We start from the raw sequence: 19,325 nt of genomic DNA, 5'->3' as shown, positions 1-19,325 counted from the left end.
AGTCATGGCAGCGCAAGTCATCCAGCTAGGCCGTCAACGCTTCGTTTGCGGGCTGTTCTGGCAATCGCTGTCGCGGCGGCACGAGTTGCGCGCCGAGGCGGTGGAGCTTGCGGCGCGGCTCAATTTCGATGCGATGGTGCTACGCATCGACCGCGCCTTTGCAGGTGCGGGGTTCGCGAGCACGCACGAGGGCGCGCAGCTCGGCTTGCCATCGCTCGGCGCGCTAGTGTCGAAGGTGATCGCAACCGAAGGTGCGTTCTACGACGGCCGCCAGCAACCTGCGCCGAACTGGCTCGCCGCGTTCCAGCTTCCTGACGGACGCTGGGCGTATTTCGCGGTGCGGGATGGCGCGTTCCTGCCGAACGGCGACTGGGTTGGCGCAAGCGAAGAGGTATTCGAGCGCTTGCACAGCGACTATAGCCTCGGTGGCTGGAACGTCGTGATCGGCGACCCGCAGCTCGAGGTCCAGGGTTTCCACAATTTCTACGCACGCCGTATCGAGGACCTGCTGCCGCGCCGCGGCGGCAAGCTGCATTTGCCGAGCTGGCTCAACCTCACTCGCGCGAAGCGACTCTCGCCGTGGCGCACGGTTGTGATCGCCACCGCCGCGATAAGCGTGCTCGGCGCCGCGGCTATCGGCGTGATGGCCTATCGGCGCCACCAGATCGAAAAGGCGCGCGAGGCCGCGTTCGAACAGGCCCGTGTACGATTGCGCCTGCGTCGACCGAAGCCGATCGCGCCGCCGCCGAAAATCGTGCATCCGTGGGCGAGTGAACCGCGACCCGATACCTTGATTCGCGCCTGTGTCAGTCGTTTCGCGGCCATTGCTCCAGGGGGCTGGGACCTTGACGAATATGTATGCCGTGCGATGAATGTCAGTTACAAGTGGTCGCGCGGCGGATCGAACGTGGCGATGCTGGTGGCGGTCGAGCCGCACGCAACGATTGATAGCAACGGCGAGCATGCGAGTTATGTCGAGCCGATGACGCTGCCATCAGGCGGCGACGATGTGATTGATGGCGTGACCGGCGTGCGGTTGCGGATGCTGTCCGCATTCCAGCTGCTCGACATCCCTCTTACTTTTTCGTCGCTGCCGGTGGCGGTACCGCAGAAAAGTCTGGCCTCTCAATCGCTAGACCGCCTGCATTCGGGTGAAAGTGCCGCAGCCCAACCTTCGTGGCGAGCGTGGCACCTGTCGGCACGACTCGGCGAAGTGCGGCCCGACAGCCTGATCAAGTATCTCGATGAGGTTGGCGTGCGCATCGAGACGCTTTCTTACCAGTCCGGCCGGTGGACCCTTGACGGAGTGCTATATGAAAAATGACGCGTTGATCGTAGTGGTGTCGATATCGGCCTCGGTGGTCGCATGGCCGGTCACGTCCCTCGCGCAAGCGAGCGCGCCGGTGGCGGATGCGGGTTTGCAGGTCGTGGCGGTGCCGACGCCCGCCGCGACGGCGGCCGCGGACGAATTAATGCGGCTGCAAGAAGACACACTGCTTCTCAAGGCCGAACTCAAGAAATTGGACGTGCTGGCACAGGTCGCCGAGCGGCAAAAGTCACTGCACCAGATTGGCAATCCTGCGACGAACGGGGCAATGTCCCTGCTGGCGACGCAAAGCCTCGGCGGTGCGATGAGCGCGACGCTCACGGCGAGCGACGGCTCGGAGTTCGACGTGCGTGCTGGCGACACGCTTGCAGAGGGCACGCGCGTTGCAGAGATCCGTTCCGGTGCCGTGGTGCTGTCGGTGCAGGACGGGCACCGCGTGACACTGGCCGTCTCGACGCTGTCGCGTGGCGTGTCGCGCAACAGCCTCGTGGCGAACAGCGCCGGGTCGAACGGGGTGCCGGGGATGTCCATCTCACCGATGCCCCCGAGGTGATCGCCATGACGAGCTTCTCCGTACCGCCAAACAGGTCTATCAAAGGCCTGACGCCTCTTATCCTCACGCCCGTCGTCAGGCCACTGATCGGCGACGCTGAGGCGGCACCGGCATTCGCTTCCGCCGTGCCGCGCGAGCCAGCGCTGAACGCCGCACCGCCGCTCGTACCCATGCAGCAGACGCCAGTGGCGGTGGTTTCCGTGACCGCGCGCCCGCTGTCGGACAGCGGTGAATTCGCCGCGAGCGCCGAGGAGCGCAAGTTCGTCTGCCTGCTTGATGACCAGGCGCTTCTCGTTGCCGCGGGGCACGAGATGAATCCGTTCGTGCTTTCGTATTGCGCGCGGCTCGAGCGCCTGAATTGCCGATATAAGATGCGTTTTGTGAGTCTCGACGCGATCCGCCGCACGTATCAGGGTCAGCGCCGTGATGGCAGCGCGGAGCGGGTAGACCACACTCAGATGCAGGTGCTGGCGAAAAGCCTGATTTCGCGTGCGTGCGACGAACGGGCATCGGATATCCACATCCGCGTCAATCGCTTCAGCACCGAGATTCTGTTTCGCATCCACAACGAACTCGTACGCGTGTCCGAGCAGACGCGCGAGTACGGCGAGCGGCTGCTCGCGACGCTCTACGCGGCGATGTCGAGCGTGTCGGACAATACGTACAAGCCGAACGAGCGGCAGGATGCGGCCATCGGCGATCGTGACAAACTGCCGGACCGGCTGTTCGGTGTACGGATCGCCACTGCGCCAACGAGCGTCGGCAACGTAATGGTCCTGCGTCTGCTCTATAACGATGCGGGTGAATCGCCCGAACTGGCGGAACTCGGTTTTACAACGGTCCAGACCGCCGCATTCGACCTGCTCACACAGCAGCCGCATGGCATGAATATCATCAGTGGCCCCACCGGCTCCGGCAAATCGACGACGCTGCAGCGCGTGCTGACGAAACAGCTGCGCGAGATGGCTGGCTCCATCCACGTTATCACCGTCGAAGACCCGGTCGAATATCCGATCGAAGGCGCAATTCAGACGCCGGTCGTCAATGCATCGACCGAGGAGGCCCGTTCGCTGGTGTTCGCCGCCGCGATTGCCAATGCAATGCGACTCGACCCCGACACGATCATGATCGGCGAGGTTCGCGATCGTGCGTCCGCACAAAGCGCGCTGCGCGCAGCGATGACGGGTCACCAGGTCTGGACGACCGTGCATGCGAACGGGGCGCTTGCAATCGTCGATCGTCTGGTCGATCTGGGCCTGCCGATCTCGATGGTGACGGACGAATCGCTCGTCACGGGCCTGATCAGCCAGCGGCTGGTGAAACTGCTGTGTCCGCGTTGCTCGCGACCGCTGACCGAGGTGGTGCAGCAGCTCGATGCAGGTCTGGTTGCGCGCGTCAAGCGGGCAGTCGGCCCGCGTTTCGAGCAGGTCCGGGTGGCCGGGTCCGGTTGCCCGCATTGCAAAAGCGGCACGGTCGGGCGCACGGTAGTGGCCGAAGTGATTCATACGAACGCGGCTTTCTTCGAACTGGTGCGAGCGGGGCGCAAAGGGGACGCGCATCAATATTGGGTCACCGAGCTTGGCGGGCAGACCGTCGCGCAACACGCGCTCGACAAGGTGGCGGCGGGACTCGTCGATCCGCGTATGGCCGAGCGCGTGGTCGGTCCGTTTGCACATACCCACGGCGAACGTCCGTACGCACTCGACGGCAGCCATGGCACTTGAACTGGATCGCCGGTGGGCGCGTTTGCAGCTGACGGCGCAGGCCCGTGTGCGTCTCTATCGCAAGATCGCGAAGATGCTGTCGAACGGACTGCCGTTGCTCAAGATAAGTCGGAGGCCAAGCGGTCTTAGGAAGACAAAACATTCTACCAACTCCTTGGCTCACAGAACGACATGGCTACGATCCGACTTCAAAACGGCGGGATGTTGGCCGAGGCGTTGTCGTGGTGGGTCCCGCATACGGAACAGATGATCGTGCTGGCGGGAGAACAGTCGGGACGTCTCGAGGCCGCGCTGCTCAACGTGTGCACGGTAGTGCAGTACGGCCGCCGGATTCGCACGGCGATCGTCGGCGGCCTCACGTATCCGGTCGTGATCCTCGCGATGACAGTCTGCTATGTGTATCTGTTCGGCCTGCTCGTGATTCCGCAGTTTGCCAGCATTGTGAGCCCGGAGCGCTGGCACGGCGTGGCTCGCTCGCTTTACGAACTGTCGCGCTTCGTGCAGAGCGGAATGCTCTATTGCGTGGCCGTCTTCATGATTGGCCTCGCCGCACTGTTCTATTCGATGCCGCGTTGGTCCGGCAGGGCGCGCGTCGCGCTCGATCGCTACCCGCCCTACTCTATCTATCGCCTCATTGTCGGCTGCGGCTTTTTGGCGGCATTTTCGTCGTTGCAGTCAGCGGGTTTCACCGTCGAACGGTCGCTCGCGCGGCTGGCGGTCGACGCACGGCCGTGGCTGCGGCAACGGATCGACGACACGCTGTTCGGCGTCAAGTCGGGCTTGAACGTCGGCGAATCATTGAAGAACACTGGCTACGGGTTTCCGTCGAGCGAGATCGTCGACGATCTATGCGTGTACGCCGAATACAAGGGCTTCGCCGAAGCGTTGTATTCGCTCGCAAGCGAGTGGATGAGCGAAGGTGTGGAGAGAATCGAGGCGCAAATGCGCGTCGTCAATGGTGTCGCGATCGTGATGCTGGCGCTCGTGTTGTCGTGGCTCATTAGCGGGTTTTTCGGGATTCAGCAGGAAATTGCGGCAATGGCTCGGAGCATGCATTGAGCTTTTCGCAACATGGCATCAGGTGCAGTTTTACAGTCTCATTCACATGGCACGGATAGGGTTGTGCCGCTTGTCGAAAAAAGGAGAACACCATGCAGGGTAACGAAATTGTCACAACGCAGCGCGTGCGCACGGTACGCGTGCGCTCCCGCAACGCTCAGCGCGGCGCTTCCCTACTCGAAGCGATCGCCTATCTCGGGATCGCGGCAATCGTCGTGATCGGGGCGGTGGCGCTACTGAACGGCGCGTTCAACAGCGCGGGAACCAATGAGCTGTCAGAGCAGGTCAATGCGATTCAGGCCGGTGTGAAGAAACTGTATATGGGGCAGGCCGGCGGCTACACGAACGTCAATAACTCCGTGCTGTCTGCGGCAGGTGTTTTCCCAAGCACAGTTCCGGTGGCGTCGGGCGGGGCGGCGACCGACGTGTGGGGCGGAAACGTCACCGTGGGGGCGGGCACGAGCCCGGGCACATTCACCATCGAATATGACAATGTGCCTCCCGCGGTATGCATCAACGCGGTCACGGCTGGCGGAAGCTGGTCGTCGATCACGGTCGGCACCGCCACGGAAACGTTGCTCCCGATCGATCCGAGCACCGCGCAGAAGGATTGCGGCACATCCAATGTGAGCATCACGTGGACCTCGACCTGAGCGCTGACAGTCTATGTACGTGATCTGGGCAGTCGCCGTTCTCGGCATGCTGAGCGGTGCCTACGCACTCATGAACCGCACCTCGACGCCGCTGGCGCAAGGACCGTCGTCCATTGAACTCGCGCTGAACATGAGGGAATACCAGCAGGCGGTAGTCGCCTTCGCGCTGGCCAATCCTTCGTTCACCGGCAGCGTCCCGGCATCGAGCCTCGGATCGCAGCTCGGCTCGTTCAACGCGAATGCGATGTGGCAGAACTACGTGCAGCCCAACGCTGACTTTACCGGCAGTCTTGTCGTCGTGTACGCGATTGCGGTGCCCGCGGCGGCCGTCGTTACCGGCATGCAGCAACTCGCGCAAGGCTCAGCGCTTGCCGGCGTCGCACAAGGCGCGACCATCGTTTCGCCAGGTAATCCGCCGGTGGCATTGCCGCCGGCCTTGGCGAACGTCATTCCGGCTGGCATGCCCGTGTGGATGGCGCAGGCGTATGAATAGCCCGCGGCCGCCTCGCACGGATGCACGACGCGGCGCGCTGCCAACCGCTCGTCGATTGGGCGGCTTCACGCTGGTCGAGATGCTGGCGACCTTGGCAATCGCCGCGATGCTGATCGCCGGAGTAACGGCGATGATCAACTCGACGCTCGCCGACGCGCGCGCGCAGCAGGCCGCGCTCTACCAGTCGCAACTGACGGCCGCAGCCACGCAGCTCATTCAACAGAACTACACGGCGCTGGCCGCGCAGGCAACAGCATCCAGCCCGGTGGTTGTGAAGCTGAATGGCAAGCCTTTTCAGTTGTCGACCTATCTGTCCTCGGCAATAAGCGCGGTGAACGCATATGGCCAGACACCGTGCCTACTGATCTACGGCACTGCAACGCCCGGTGCTCTACAGGCGCTGCTGGTGACGGAGGGAGGCACAACGATTCCGGACACAGAGCTCGGCTATGCCGCGACGAACGCCGGCGCGGGAGGCGGCTCGATCCAGGCGACCAACAACCCTGGCGGAGCAGCAGTGGGAGCGTTCGGCGGCTGGTCGGTGGCGTTGCCCAATCCGGCGAACGCGGCGTGCTCAGGCACGAAGACCGGCGTGGGCCATCTCGCGAGTCTTATCTTTTTCAACGGCGCGCAATCGCAGAACGCGGACTTCCTCTACCGGGTGGGCGTGCCGGGCGATCCGGCCGCGAACACTATGCAGGTGCCAATCGTGCTCGCGCAGCAGATCGACTTCGCGGCGTGCACGCAGTCGGGCTCCATCGCGGCCGACGCTGCGGGGAACGTGCTCAATTGCGGCGGCGGGATCTGGACGCCGCAGGCGTCGTTTCACTGGCGCGAGCCGGTCGCGGATGCGGCGGCGCTCGGTTCAGTGACGGCGGTGACGGGCGACGTGCGGATGACGCTCGCGACGAATCGGGCGTACACCTTCAACGGCAAGAGCTGGCAGGCGCTGGCCGTCGATGAGGCGGGCAATCTCGCGCTGGGCAATGCACAGACGGTGGGTGCGGCCTGTGCGTCGGCGGCCTCGGATACGACGCTCGTCTCGACCGATTCGAGCGGCGACGTACTGTCATGCCGCAATGGCACCTGGCAAACGCAAAGCGAAATCGAGCCGGTATTCCAGTTGACGGGCTGCCAGATCATCATGGCCGGACCGGGCGCGGGCGACTATCCGACCTGCACCCCGCAGCCGGCGACCAACTTCGCGAACTCGCCGTACTCGTTCAATACTACGAACGGAACCTTTTCGTACACGTTTTCGCAACAGGTGACGTTGGCCAAACCCGGCATCATCGTCGTGCAGTCGTTTGCCCATCTGAACGACGGTTTATGCGGCCCAAGGCAAGGTCACGAGGCGCAGTTATCACAAGACGTCGACATTCTGGACGGCAATAGCAACAACGTCGGACATCAGGAAAGCCAAACCCCGACGCTGACCGACGATTCGGGCGGCATCAACAATTCGCTTACCCAGGCCGGCGCGGCGGGCACCTACACCGTTGTGGTGACGACGAACTGGGCCACCTTCGCGGTGATCGGCACGCCGTGGACGAGCAGCTTCTGCGGCGAGCAGGAACAGACCATTCCGAACTCGCCTGTCGCGGCAGGCTGGACCATCAACGCGTACGATTGAGGACGGCCCCTTGTGAACTCTTCGAGTCTGCTTTGCCGCATGTCGAGCGCGCCGTTGCGCCAACCCCTCCGCAGCAGGGGCCGCGGAGAATTTCTCCCGCGGGTTGGCTCCGGCCGCTACACCGCCTTAGTGCGGCGCGAGCGTTTGCAGCATCTCGTGCAGTTCGAGCCGGTTGTACGCCACACGCAGGGCGTCGCGCGGCAGGCACCGGTCCTTCGAAACAAGACTGAACAGATGATCGTTGAGCATTCGAGACATGTTGTCTTCCTTGCGCTTCATGAACTCGGCCAGATACGGCAGCTTCGCGGGATCCGTCAGCATCGCGCTGATCTGCTGATTGTTGTTGAAGAGCAGTTCGCTCGCGAGCACGAATTTCTCGCCGTCCTGAGTCGGCACGAGGCACTGGCAGATCACGCCGATCAGGCAGTTCGCGAGCGCCGATGCGTAGCGCTCGCGCTGCTCGGTCGGGAAGTACGAAAGCAGTCGCGTAATCGTGCCGATCGCGCTGGCAGTATGCATCGTCGCGAGAACGAGGTGACCGGATTCGCCGGCCTGCAGTGCCGTTTCTGCGGTTTCCGGGTCGCGCACCTCGCCGACCATGATGACATCCGGCCTTTGCCGCAGCGCCTCCCGCAAGCCCGCCGGGAAGCTTGGCGTGTCGATCGGCACCTGGCGTTGCGAGACGATCGACGACCGGCCTTCAATTTCATACTCGATCGGTTCCTCGATCGTGATGATGTGGCTGTTGCGTGTGCGGTTAATGTGATCGAGCAGCGAGGCGATCGTCGTGGTCTTGCCCGAGCCGGTCGGCCCGCTCACGAGTACGAGGCCTTTGGCGCCGTCGATCATCGAACGGACATAGGCGGGCAGACCGAGCTTATCGAGCGGCAGCGGCTCAAGCGGCAGGCGGCGCAGCGAGATCACGAGCCTGCGTCCGCCGTTGGTCCTATAGATATTGCAGCGCAGCCGGCAGCGCGTCAGCACGAACGGGCGGTCGATCGCGCCGTGCTGCAACAGCGCTTCCCAGTCGGGCTCGATCGATGCGAGCGTCGACACTATTTCGTCGTACAGCACCGGTTCGTCACCGACCGCCAGCCAGCCTCGCGGCGCGTTGATCATGACCGGCCGGTCCTGCTCGATATGAATGTCCGTAAAGGTCTGGCGCAGATCGATCAGTTCGAGAATTTCGCGCGTCAGATCTCGGCGTTGGTGACCCGGGGTGTTCATCGGGAATGCCCTTCGAATTGGATGATAGTCGGAAGTTACATGAAAATTGTGGATGCTGTGTCGGAAGAGCTCGGACGGGCGATACGGATGCCTTTGCGCGGGTCGCGCATCAAGCCCATGGTCCATCGATTAGGCGCACTCGCGCTGAGCGCCGCGGTTGCGTTCGGTGTGGCGCTGGGCAGCGCACACGCGGCACCGGTCCACTGGAAAACCTCGATTGTGGATTACGATGCACAAGGCAAGGACATCAAGGATGTGCTGCACGATTTCGGCGCAAGCCAGGGCATTCCGACGCGCATTGCCCCTGAGGTAAGCGGCACGGTGAGCGGCAAATTCCATATGCGGCCGCGGTCCTTTCTGGATGCGCTTGCCGCGTCATTTGGCTTCGTCTGGTATTACGACGGTAATGTGCTGGACATCACGACCGCGTCGAACTTGCAAAGCACGCTCGTGAAGCTGGACTCCGCCGATACATCCGAACTGCGCGATGCACTCGAGCGGCTGCACATCGCCGACGCGCGCTTTCCCATCGTTTACGACGCGCAGCAGCGCACGGCGCTCGTAAGCGGGCCGCCGCGTTATGTGCAAATGGTCACCGACGTCGCGAGCCGTCTCGACGAGACGACTTCGCACGTGAGCGGCTCACAGGTGCGCGTGTTTCCGCTGAGCCACGCATGGGCCGAAGACCGCACGGTGCAGGTCGACGGGCAACAGGTGACGCTTGAGGGCGTCGCGACGGTGCTAAATGAGATCTATCATTTGCACGGGACGAAGTCGTCTGGCGCATCGGCCAACGGCGCGAGCCACATGGCGGCGGGGATCACGAGCAATACGTCTATCGGCGACGTAGCCGGTAATTCCGGCGGAGGCGTCGTTCCAATTCCCTTGCCGATGGGCTCGACCGGCTCAACGGGCTCGATGAGCACGGGTCTCTTCGCCGGGCTTACCGGACAGCCGTCGAAGGAACTCGCCGCGGCGCTAGGTGACACGCAACCTGCGCAACAGCAGCGTTCGGGTGCGGGGCCGGCAGGTGACGGGCAGTTGCCTGTCATCGTAGCGGACCAGCGCACGAATTCCGTGATCATCCGCGACACCGAGGATCGCATGTCGCAATACGGTACGCTGATCGATCGCCTCGACGTCAAGCCGCAGCTGATCGAGATCGAGGCGCAGATTATCGAGATCGACGACAACGCGATGCGGCAGCTCGGCGTCGACTGGACCTTGCACAATAGCCACTTCGACCTGCAGACGGGAACCGGCACACTACCGCAAAACACGTTCAACGGCACGCTCAGCCAGACCTTCGGGCAGACCACGCTGCCCGGCAATATGATGGTTCCGGCGTCACCGACCGGCCTGTCGCTCGCGGCCGTGCTCGGGGACGCGGGCCGTTACGTGATGGCCCGCGTCAGCGCACTCCAGCAGACCAATACCGCGAAGATCGAGGCGAGCCCGAAGGTCGTCACGCTCAATAACATCTCGGCGGTGATGGACGACAAGACACAGTTTTTTGTTCCGGTGCAGGGCTTTGCGGGCGGAAACCTGTTCACCATTTCGACTGGCGTATCGTTGCGCGTGCTGCCGATGGTCGTCGAGGAGGACGGTCACACGCGAATCAAACTCGACGTCGCGATCGAAGATGGACAGTTGACGTCGCAGACCGTCAGCAACCTGCCCGTGGTCGAGAACAGCACTATCAACACGCAGGCCTTCATCGACGAAGGGCAGGCGCTGCTGATCGCGGGATTTCGCACCGAGAACGACAGCAACGGCGTCACCGGCGTGCCGGGACTATCGAAGATCCCGGTGATCGGCGGGCTGTTCAGAACCAACAGTCGGCAAAAGAGCAGTATGGATCGGCTGTTCCTGCTGTCGCCGCGCGTTATCTCCCCTTAACCGCGATAGCCGCTGCGAGAAACGAGAGCATCATGGAGCGCGATCAGCGCATGTCCGACGACGAAGCGCGCCGCATGCGCGGCGTGCTCGGTGGGTTGCCGTGCGGCGTCATTGAACTTGACGGCGCGGGTACGGTCATCCATGCGAATGCGCGGGCGCTCCGCATGCTGAAGTTGGATCTGCCGGCGGGCACGAACTTCAGCCAGACGTTGAGCGAGCGCTTCGCGATGGGCGATGTGCCGCGCCCGCGCGACCTTGCGGCGGGCCGCGAATTGCGCGTCGACGAGGCGACCCTGTGGCTGGAGGCCGGCCCACTAGGAGCGGACGATGCCGTCGTGATCGCGGTGACCGACGTGACGCCGTTCGCGCACTCGCTCGACGAGCGCGCGATGTCGCTGCGCTTCCTGTTGCACGACCTGCGCTCGCCGCTGAATTCGATCAGTGCGTTGACGCAACTGGACGCGAGCGATCCCGACGCATTCGAGCGTTGCGGCGGCATGCAGCAGATTACGCAGCTCACGCATTACGTCCTCTCGCTCGGCGAGCAATTCATCTTCACGTCGGTTGGCGAGCATTTGCATGCGCGAGATTTCAAGCGCTTCGATCTGCGCGTGACGCTGCGCCAGATTGTTTCGCAACTCGAGATCACGGCAGTGTATTGCGGCATCGCTCTTCACTTGTGGCTGCCCAACAGTTCGCCGCTTTGGGTAAGTGGCATGCGCAACTTCGTCGCCCGCGCGATCCAGAACGTGATTGACAATGCAGTGCGCGCTTCGCCGCGTGGCGAGACCGTGACGGTGTCCATGCGAGTGGCGGGAGGATTCGCCGAGGTGCTCGTCGACGACCGTGCTGGTGGACTGAAGGGGCTGCTCGAAGGCGAGCGCTGCACCGACTTCGAGAAGCTGGGCAAGCAGTCGGCCACCGGCTTTGGCCTCGGGCTCAAGCTGGCGGTGCAGATCCTCGGCATGCACGGCGGCTCACTTTATGCTGAGCGGAACAGGCAAGGCGGCACCTCATTCGTGCTGCGTCTGCCGTGCCTGAGCGCGGTTGCGGTGCAGCCGCAGCCGGCGTCGCTCGTCGATGCGGACCGCGCGCTGCGCGCGAGCCGCTCCGATTGACGGCAAGCGTGCCGCCATGACCAGGATTTGAATTATGAAATCGCTTGCAGGCAAACCGGTTCGCATCCTCTTCGTCGAGGACGATGTCGCGCATCACGCGCTCGTCAACTTGTGGCTCAAGGGCGAGGGTTACCATGTCGACGCTTTTCATAGCGGGCTCGACGCGCAGCAGTTCCTCGCGGACAACTGGGCCGATCTGGCGATCCTCGATTGGGACTTACCCGGCGTGAAAGGCGACCGCCTTCTGCTCAAAATCCGCAACCGTTCACAGTCGACGATGCCCGTTATCTTCCAGACCGTGCATTCGGCGGAATCGGACATCGTGCAGATACTGGATGCCGGCGCGGACGACTACCTCGTGAAGCCCTATGACCGACAGGTATTGCTCGCGCGCGTGCGCGCGCTGCTGCGCCGGGCGGTGCCGGCGAACCTCGAGCAGCGCAGAATGCTGATTGGCGATTCGGCACTCGACCAGCTGCAGCGCTCGCTCGTCGTGGCGGGCGTGGCGCACAAGCTCGGTACGAAGGAATTCGACATCCTCTGGCATCTCGCGCGCCACCTGGGCGCTGTGGTGTTACGGCAGGATCTGATGAGCGTGGTATGGGGCTGGGAGGCCGCGGTGCAGAGCCGCTCCGTGGACATGTACGTGAGCCGGCTGCGCGCAAGCCTCAAGTCAGCCGGTGTAGGCTGGAATGTGCAGTCGGCCTACGCGACGGGCTACCGCCTGACACTCTCCGTCGATGCAGCTGCGGAGCGTGACATGGACGCGCCGCCGCGACAGGCATCATGAGAGAATACCCGATCTCGCGTCTGTCGCGCGCGCGCACGATAGTCAGCGTCACGTCCGCGCTTGTCGCCGCGTTCCTTGCGCCGCCCGCTCACGCCGCGCGCGTCGATTGGCCCGGTAGCCGCTTCGCGTACGCGACAAATGGTAGCAACGTGCCCGATGTGCTGAGGGAATTCGCTGCGGACGAACACATTGCGCTGCGCATCGATGGGCCGGTCGAGGGCGTCGTAAGTGGTCGCTTCTCGATGCCGCCGCAACGTTTTCTCGACGCGCTTGCCAGTGCGTTCGGCTTCGTCTGGTATGACGACGGCGCGGTGTTGCAGGTGTCGCCGGCCAATGCGCAACTGGCGGTCGCGCTCAGGCCGCAGGCGCTTTCCACACGCGGTCTCGCAGCCGCTCTCGAGCAGGCGGGCGTCATCGATGCGCGTTTCCCGCTTGATGTCGATGGCGCCGAGGGCACCGTCGACATCTCGGGGCCCAAGAGTTATATCGCACGCATTCGCGCTGCCGCCGAGCGCTTTGAGCGCGATGCGGGTTCGAGTTCGCGCACGACGGTGCGAGTGTTTCGCCTTAGCTATGCGAATGCAGCCGACGAGACGAGCGTGATCGACGGCCGCACGGTGGTTGTGCCCGGGGCGGCAACGCTGCTGCGCCGGCGGTTCAGGCGGTCCGCGAAGGACGCCACGGAGCCTGCGAGTGCAGCCGGCGCCGGCAGTGCGCCAACGCGGCAGATCGTGGAGCTTGGCACGCCGTTGCCGGCGATCGAGGCCGACGCGGCGACCAACTCTATCCTCGTCCGGGACAAGCCGGAGCGCATCGATGCGGACGGCATGCTGGTCAAGAATCTCGATACCCGGCCACAGCTCATTTCGGTTCAAACGTGGATCGTCGATGTCGACGTCGATGCGCTGGGCGATCTGCAATCCATGCTGCCGCCTGCGCTTGCGTCGATTGCCGACGCAGGCGCGCGCTTTGGTTCCGGCATCGCGCCCGGCGAGGGACAGGCGTTGATGGCGCAGATTGAAGCGCTCGCCAAAGCCCGCCGTGCGCATATCGAAGTCTCGCGGACCGCGCTGACGCGAGACCGGACGCCGGCCATTTTCGACCGGTACGAAGCGCGTCTTGCGCGTCGCGTTGGTTATGACCTGCCTGAGGATCCTGCACTCGATCTGTGGCTGTCCGTACGGCCGACCGTCGAAGGCGCCGCAATGATGCAGCGCATCGGCCTAGAGGTGGAACTCGGGCGGCGAGCAGCAGATGAAGCAGACCACCGGAAGCTCGCGCAGAGTGTCGAGCCGGGCGGGTGCTTCGTCATTGCGGCGCCCACAGCGGGCAACGCATCGGGGTTGCCCGCACGCGAGCGTCTGGTGCTGCTGATCCCACGCATTGCGGCGTAACGCTGGCGCACGTCGAAGCGCGCAACACGCACTACGCACGTAGCCACATATAGTTACCCGAAGCTATACCTTCGAACATCTCATCGGGCGATTCAAGGATATTGTTTTTCCAGTAGCGCCCGTGCTCGGCGTAGTGCGAGAACAGGTCGGCAATATATTCGCCCGTGACGTCGGGGCTGATGTTGACATACACGAGCAGCACGATGCTGCCGGTGTCGGAGTCCAGACAGAGCTGCGCCTGGTCCTGCGCATAGATCAACAGGTTTGCTTCGAGCATCAAGCGGAAGATGACGAGCGATCTGCCCGGTGTCACCGCGCCGTAATGGAAACAGACGTAGAGCGCATTTGGGTCGTCCTCGTAATGATCGAGACGGACATCGAATCCCTCGACCTCCAGCGCTTGTGTCGCGACGATGTACTCCGCATCGGGTAATCCGACCACATCGCAAACCTCATGGATCAGTTCGACAAAGCGTTCCCTGCTCATGAAATTTCGAATTTATACGGTGACTTTGTGGGTAATCTAAAAAAAAACAAAGGCACGGAGCAGGGAGGGCCTAGCTTCCCGTTTCCGCGCCTTCGCACACAACCGCCCCCGTGATGCTACTTCTCGCTCGATGCGTCCGCAATTGTTTTCGCTGCGGTCAGGACAACGTTGTCCAGGGAGTCCTGCAACTGCAAACCCGTGGTGATTCCCGTCATTTGTTGCGCGAACTGCTCGCCTTCGGCGCCGGTGAGAGACGCTGCGCTACCAGTCTGGGCCATTTGCCCGGCCGCGCCGAGCGTGCTGCCGATCGTGCTACCAAGCGAGCTGCCGGAAGAAAACCCGCTAGGAAGTGAAATACCCATTTCTGTTCTCCTTTGAAAATGAAAGAAACCTACTGCTGATTGTAGATGCCCAAATTAGCACCATCAGTCTCCAAGACCTCTGGTCCTAAAGGGTTGTGGCATAACTGCGCACGGCCCGGCCGCTGGTCTGTGCACTTGCGAGGGGACACTGTCAGGCGGTTTGCCGGCAGACAATTCTCAGACTGCACCCCTGCGCGCGCCGTGCCGTTCATGCAGCGCGAGCACGATCCGCGGTGCGGCAATCATTCCTCGATACAGCGTCTGCAAATCGAGGCGCTCGCGATCGTCGGCCGACGTCTGCATTGCAACGCTGATGCGCCGTGCCGCTTCGTTGAAGGCTGCGACGATTCGCGCGACCCGTTGCGCGCTGTCGGGCGCGGAGAAGGTCGCGTCCAGCGCGTTCAGGTCCTGCGCTATAGGTAACAATGCTTCATACATGTCGATTCCTTTTGCGTTCAATTGTCAGCTTCGTCTTTGATGCTCGGGAACAGGTGTTTCGTGCCGTCAGGCGTTTCGATGTAACGCAATCTGCCCGTCGCAACCACTTCCGTGTATTCGATGTCCGCGGGTACCGGTATCTTCGCCTCCTTGACGTTGATCTCAATGCGGCGGGCATTGCTGTTGAGATCCGCGCGCACATCCGCAATCAATGTCTCGAACGTCGACATCGATTTCACATTGCCACTAACGCGAAACACGCCGTGACCCTCGTAAGTGACTCTTGCACCTGTGCCCGCCAGCGACTGTTGGATATTTGCGACGTCTTCCTGTGCGACGTCGTATTCCAGATGCACCTTGCCGGGCGCAAGACCGTCGACAATCCGCTGCACCCGGCTGTCGTCGTCGGCCGTGGGCACGATACCTTCAACCGCCACGCTGTTCTTGCGCGCGACCGCGTGCAGATCGGTTGATCCCGCGCGATGCAGCGCGTCGTCGATTTGCGTCGCCAGCGCGTTTGGGGCGAATTTCACGTTTGCAGCCTCGCTCGACTGCGTGCTGGCTAACATCACTCCGGCTGCCGTCAATCCACCAATCGCCGAGGTGCACATAAGCGCCACGGCGGCTGTCCTGCGTGTGAAACGGCGCGGCGCCCGCTCCGGCTCCGTCGCAGTGTTCGCGTTGTCCGGGCCTGCTCCGTCTTTCACCGGAGGCTCAGTGGTGTTCAAGAGGCCGGCAAGCAGATCGAGGTCGCGTGGCCACGCAGCATCTTCGGGGCCGACGCAAAGGACGACATCGCCGAACGGTACGGCCACGAAATCCGCCACGAGCACTTCGTCGCCGTTGCCTGAAAGCAGACGCGCCACACCGTCGTCGCCGATAGCAAGCATCACTTCGTCGACGGCCCAGTCGCTAATGCATATATCGGCGTTCTCTGCCGCGCTGATCCGGTAAGTGCCGCTCGAGATCGGAACCTGCACTCCGGCGTGGCTGCCTGCTAATACTCGAAAGGCTTTCATGTGTGTGGTTCGCCTTTTCGCAGATGATTCGCTAACCTAATCATTCTGCGATTCTTCGCTGCTGATGTATCAACCGTTGACGTCAGTTTACGTATTGGCCGCTGGCGTCGCCGTTGGCGTGCGAACTTCGACAGTCTTATCCGAATCGACGAGAGTGACACTAACCGATGCGCTTCGCGCGGCCGAGTTTCTGTCAGACTCGTCGAGCATGACTTGCTTGACCCCTGGGATCGACTGCTCGTAGTCGCTATATTCGACGGCATAACGCTTCCGCGTCTCCGTGAAGTCACTCGACAGTTCATGGAGTTTCGCTACGACACGCGCGTTGCCAGGGTTGGCCGCTTCGTGGGCAAGACTGGCATTTCGGTACGAACGGAGCCGTGGCAATCGCCGGCTGTGCAGAAGGCTCGATCTCTTCCTCGCTTCGAGCAGAAACGGAGCGGCGAGCAGGTGTCCGACGCGCCCGAGTTCCCGTAACAGCCGCAAAGCGGCTTTCGTGTGCGCGTTGGCTAGGGCATACCGCAGGTCTGGCGAACCGACCATGTCTATTGCCAGAAGGAGCATCGGACCCGGACGCGGGTCAGCAGGCACGGCGCTCAGGCTGCTGGCTTTTCTCGCGTATGGCCGCGACGGCTTCTCATGTCCGTCGTGCGAACGCTGCTGTTGCGATTGTTCGCCGTTCCGGTTTTGCTGCTGTGGCTCCCCTTGCTGCTCCCCATCATCACGCCCGCGCTGCTGCCGCTCCTCCTGCCGATCGTCCCTGTGCTCGTGTGCGTGGTGGTGTTCGTGCTGGTTTTTTGGATCCTGTGCGCTGCACTCCGATCGATCACGGTCAACAGTGTTTCTCGCGAATTCCTTCACGTACGCATCGGCGCGCGGCCGCTTGCCCAGGCTGGCGAGCCTGTGCGCGGACGGTGAAAGAATCTTGCCTCTACCCCTGATGGTTTTGCCCTTCCAGAACGCAGCGGCCATCTCGTTGCGCAGCATCCTCGCATGTCGCAGCCCCGCTTGCTGTAACCTGTCGCGCGCAGCCGCTTCAAGCATCTGCTCACTCGGATCGGTCTGATGCAACGTGTTGCCGTGATGCCCGTTGACGCGTTGATTCATGACGGCACCGCCAGTGTGATGATCTCATTGGCGAATCGCAAGATCGCGCCGGCGCCCCAGGCACCCATGATCAACACGGTAGCGACCACCGCGATGAGTTTCACGGCATACGAGATGCTTTGATCTTGCATCGAAGTGATGGCCTGCACGAACGATATTGCGAGGCCAGTGAGCGCAGCGACCACGATGACAGGCATCGAAACCGACAGGCACAGCAGCAATCCCTGCGTGGTAATGCGAACAAGCGATTCGGTTTCCATGGCGGATCACTCAACGATAGGTCATGATGAGGCCATGGATCAACGTGGACCACCCGCTCATCGCGACGAACAGCAACAGCTTGAAAGGAATTGCGACATTGGTCGGCTGAACCTGGTTAAGGCCCATGGCCATTAGCACGTTCGCGATGACGAGATCGACGACGACAAACGCGACATAAAGCAGAAATCCGATCTTGAATGCGTCGGTCATCTCGGTGATCGTGAACGCGGGAGCCAGTACGATCAGGTCGTCGTCGCGGACTTTCGCGGCGATGTCCTTGGGCCAGATCACCGTCGCTGAGCGAACGAAGAAGCGTTTCTCCCGCTCTCCCGTATGCTTTTTAAGAAACTGCCGAAACGGCTCCTTGGCGGCGTCGAACACATCGAACACGACTATCGACGAGTCGGTGCCGGGCGGGCGATGCGTGTCGTGCAGAGTCTTCATAGCCTGAATACCGACGGGCGCCATCACATACGCCGAGACCAGTATCGCGATGCCGTTGAGCACCATATTTGGAGGGACCTGTTGCACGCCCAGCGCGTTGCGCAACAGTCCGAGTACGACGACGATCTTCGCGTAAGAGGTGGCAACCATCGCGACAAATGGAATCATCGTGATCGCGACGACCGTGATCAGCAGCCCGGTTAAATCGCCGAAGTGAATCATTGGCCGCTCGATAGTTGAACCAGACGTACGCCGAGATGGTCGCCGACGCTGACGAGCTCGCCGAAGGCGATCGTCTGCCCGTAGGTGACAAGACGGATACGCGCGTCGGGGACGGCGGTCGGAAGCTCGAGCACGTAGCCCGCGCGCAGCGCGGAGAGCTGTGCTACGGGCAACGACACAGTGTCAATCTCAAGTCTGAGAGGTAGATCGAGACGGCTGATCTCGACCGGCGAGTCGATCGTGTCGGTCAGAGGCGCGCTGAATTGGGTGTCGTGGCTCATCGTGGGGTCTTCTTTCAAGATTAGGGTATGGTGGGTAACGTTAGCCAGCACGCACAGCTGCCGGGCCCCGTAGCAGCCCCAGATCACCTGGGCGCGCGCCGTTTCGCTTGTGCGCCTAAGCAGTGCGCTCATCTCGCCGGATACAGCGCGCATGATGACGTCTCCTGGCCGCAGAGATTCGAGCGTTGTGACGCTCATTGCCTTCTCCCCGATCAGCAGGCGCCCGGGCACCGCGATTTCGCTGACGTGCGTCGCAAACGGCGTGCACTGCTGGGCGACGAGCGCTTCAAGCGCATCGAGCCAGCCGCTGTCGATCTGCTCAAGCGTCGCGTCGATGCGCTGCGACCCGAGCCGGAACGCAAGCGCGCAGCAGGCGCTCTCCGAAGACGGTGTCGCCGCACGCTCGAGCGAGGCGATCTCGACGCTCTGCATGCCGAGCGTTTCGAATGCCCGCAGCAGTGGGGTGAGCAGGAGTGCGCCAACCGCATTGCGAAGTGCGACATTTGCCCCGGCGCCCGAACCGATCACGCTTTCCATCCCCGGATGTTGTGCCGCGTCGATACGTACCGCCGCGCTATGGATGCCCCAACGCAGCGTCACGACAGTCGCACAGTTGATATCGACGAGATTGCGTGTGCCGACTCTCCAGTTCTCGACGCCCAGGGCATGCGAGAGCAGCGCGACTAGGCGCCCGTCGACCGCCAGCCGATGCTGGCGCGAGGTCGTCGCTGTAAGTGACGGCAGGCGTGTCGGATCGAGCGAGACTGCGGACCTTGACATCGTTTCGGTGCCGCTCCCGTTGGTCTCTAGCATGGAGTTGAGGTCCCTATGGTT

The 19,325-nt window shown here is 62.5% G+C and carries 19 protein-coding genes and 1 pseudogene; 11 read left to right on the top strand and 9 right to left on the bottom strand.

Going from position 1 to position 19,325, the window contains the following annotated elements:
• The first annotated feature begins 4 nt into the window (after positions 1–4).
• The 7 genes and pseudogenes from pilO2 to pilV all read left to right on the top strand — a co-directional run bounded on the left by pilO2 (position 5) and on the right by pilV (position 7,442).
• Positions 5–1,324 (top strand): type 4b pilus protein PilO2, encoded by a 1,320-nt coding sequence (gene pilO2 / locus QYH69_RS23850; protein WP_308834204.1) that lies wholly within the window; start codon positions 5–7, stop codon positions 1,322–1,324.
• Complete coding sequence (gene pilP / locus QYH69_RS23845; RefSeq protein ID WP_308834203.1) at positions 1,314–1,880, top strand: type IV pilus biogenesis protein PilP; 567 nt, start codon at positions 1,314–1,316, stop codon at positions 1,878–1,880. Before pilO2 ends, pilP begins: the two co-directional genes overlap by 11 nt.
• 5 nt (positions 1,881–1,885) lie before the next feature.
• On the top strand, positions 1,886–3,604 hold the full coding sequence (locus QYH69_RS23840; RefSeq protein ID WP_374992482.1) for a GspE/PulE family protein: 1,719 nt from the start codon (positions 1,886–1,888) through the stop codon (positions 3,602–3,604).
• Positions 3,594–4,663: pseudogene (locus QYH69_RS23835) on the top strand (type II secretion system F family protein). Before QYH69_RS23840 ends, QYH69_RS23835 begins: the two are co-directional and overlap by 11 nt.
• Positions 4,664–4,755: 92 nt before the next feature.
• Complete coding sequence (locus QYH69_RS23830) at positions 4,756–5,316, top strand: type 4 pilus major pilin (RefSeq protein WP_308834202.1); 561 nt, start codon at positions 4,756–4,758, stop codon at positions 5,314–5,316.
• Between the two features lie 13 nt (positions 5,317–5,329).
• Positions 5,330–5,809, top strand: a complete 480-nt coding sequence (gene pilM / locus QYH69_RS23825) for a type IV pilus biogenesis protein PilM (RefSeq protein ID WP_308834201.1) — start codon at positions 5,330–5,332, stop codon at positions 5,807–5,809.
• Positions 5,802–7,442: a shufflon system plasmid conjugative transfer pilus tip adhesin PilV gene (gene pilV / locus QYH69_RS23820; RefSeq protein ID WP_308834200.1), complete on the top strand. Its 1,641-nt coding sequence runs from the start codon at positions 5,802–5,804 to the stop codon at positions 7,440–7,442. Before pilM ends, pilV begins: the two co-directional genes overlap by 8 nt.
• 126 nt (positions 7,443–7,568) lie before the next feature.
• Here pilV and QYH69_RS23815 read toward each other — a convergent pair whose 3' ends face one another.
• Entirely contained in the window at positions 7,569–8,669 is a 1,101-nt protein-coding gene (locus tag QYH69_RS23815) for an ATPase, T2SS/T4P/T4SS family (protein ID WP_308834199.1), read from the bottom strand.
• Positions 8,670–8,786: 117 nt separating this feature from the next.
• Between QYH69_RS23815 and sctC the strand changes: the two genes are divergently transcribed.
• From sctC to QYH69_RS23795, 4 genes are read left to right on the top strand one after another with little or no spacing between them, the layout of a single operon-like run.
• Positions 8,787–10,568 carry a type III secretion system outer membrane ring subunit SctC gene (gene sctC, locus QYH69_RS23810; RefSeq protein ID WP_308834297.1) on the top strand — a complete coding sequence of 594 codons (1,782 nt, stop codon included), beginning with the start codon at positions 8,787–8,789 and terminating at the stop codon, positions 10,566–10,568.
• Between the two features lie 32 nt (positions 10,569–10,600).
• The gene (locus tag QYH69_RS23805; protein WP_308834198.1) at positions 10,601–11,686 is read left to right on the top strand and encodes a HAMP domain-containing sensor histidine kinase; all 1,086 of its coding nucleotides are present in this window, start codon (positions 10,601–10,603) and stop codon (positions 11,684–11,686) included.
• Between the two features lie 34 nt (positions 11,687–11,720).
• Positions 11,721–12,476, top strand: coding sequence for a response regulator transcription factor (locus tag QYH69_RS23800; protein WP_308834197.1), 756 nt, complete (start codon positions 11,721–11,723; stop codon positions 12,474–12,476).
• Positions 12,473–13,870 (top strand): secretin N-terminal domain-containing protein, encoded by a 1,398-nt coding sequence (locus QYH69_RS23795; RefSeq protein ID WP_308834196.1) that lies wholly within the window; start codon positions 12,473–12,475, stop codon positions 13,868–13,870. Before QYH69_RS23800 ends, QYH69_RS23795 begins: the two co-directional genes overlap by 4 nt.
• A gap of 31 nt (positions 13,871–13,901) precedes the next feature.
• On the opposite strand, the gene QYH69_RS23790 is transcribed toward QYH69_RS23795, so the two are convergent.
• The 8 genes from QYH69_RS23790 to sctQ all read right to left on the bottom strand — a co-directional run bounded on the left by QYH69_RS23790 (position 13,902) and on the right by sctQ (position 19,304).
• The gene (locus tag QYH69_RS23790) at positions 13,902–14,357 is read right to left on the bottom strand and encodes a molecular chaperone Tir (protein ID WP_308834195.1); all 456 of its coding nucleotides are present in this window, start codon (positions 14,355–14,357) and stop codon (positions 13,902–13,904) included.
• A gap of 116 nt (positions 14,358–14,473) precedes the next feature.
• Complete coding sequence (locus QYH69_RS23785; protein WP_308834194.1) at positions 14,474–14,719, bottom strand: hypothetical protein; 246 nt, start codon at positions 14,717–14,719, stop codon at positions 14,474–14,476.
• A 177-nt stretch (positions 14,720–14,896) separates the two neighbouring features.
• Complete coding sequence (locus QYH69_RS23780; protein ID WP_308834193.1) at positions 14,897–15,157, bottom strand: type III secretion system protein; 261 nt, start codon at positions 15,155–15,157, stop codon at positions 14,897–14,899.
• Positions 15,158–15,174: 17 nt separating this feature from the next.
• On the bottom strand, positions 15,175–16,176 hold the full coding sequence (hrpD5, locus tag QYH69_RS23775; RefSeq protein WP_308834192.1) for an HrpD5 family protein: 1,002 nt from the start codon (positions 16,174–16,176) through the stop codon (positions 15,175–15,177).
• 87 nt (positions 16,177–16,263) lie between these two features.
• On the bottom strand, positions 16,264–17,283 hold the full coding sequence (locus tag QYH69_RS23770) for a hypothetical protein (RefSeq protein WP_308834191.1): 1,020 nt from the start codon (positions 17,281–17,283) through the stop codon (positions 16,264–16,266).
• On the bottom strand, positions 17,280–17,543 hold the full coding sequence (sctS, locus tag QYH69_RS23765) for a type III secretion system export apparatus subunit SctS (protein ID WP_308834190.1): 264 nt from the start codon (positions 17,541–17,543) through the stop codon (positions 17,280–17,282). The genes QYH69_RS23770 and sctS overlap by 4 nt, the downstream gene beginning before the upstream one ends.
• 10 nt (positions 17,544–17,553) lie before the next feature.
• A complete protein-coding gene (sctR, locus tag QYH69_RS23760; protein WP_308834189.1) occupies positions 17,554–18,210 on the bottom strand; it encodes a type III secretion system export apparatus subunit SctR in 657 nt (218 codons plus the stop codon).
• The gene (gene sctQ / locus QYH69_RS23755) at positions 18,207–19,304 is read right to left on the bottom strand and encodes a type III secretion system cytoplasmic ring protein SctQ (RefSeq protein ID WP_308834188.1); all 1,098 of its coding nucleotides are present in this window, start codon (positions 19,302–19,304) and stop codon (positions 18,207–18,209) included. Before sctQ ends, sctR begins: the two co-directional genes overlap by 4 nt.
• Positions 19,305–19,325: the final 21 nt, after the last annotated feature.

Source organism: Paraburkholderia sp. SARCC-3016, assembly GCF_031119615.1.
Taxonomy (GTDB): Bacteria; Pseudomonadota; Gammaproteobacteria; order Burkholderiales; family Burkholderiaceae; genus Paraburkholderia.
Note: the sequence above shows the minus strand (reverse complement) of the source record. Positions and strands in the feature narration are given on the sequence as shown.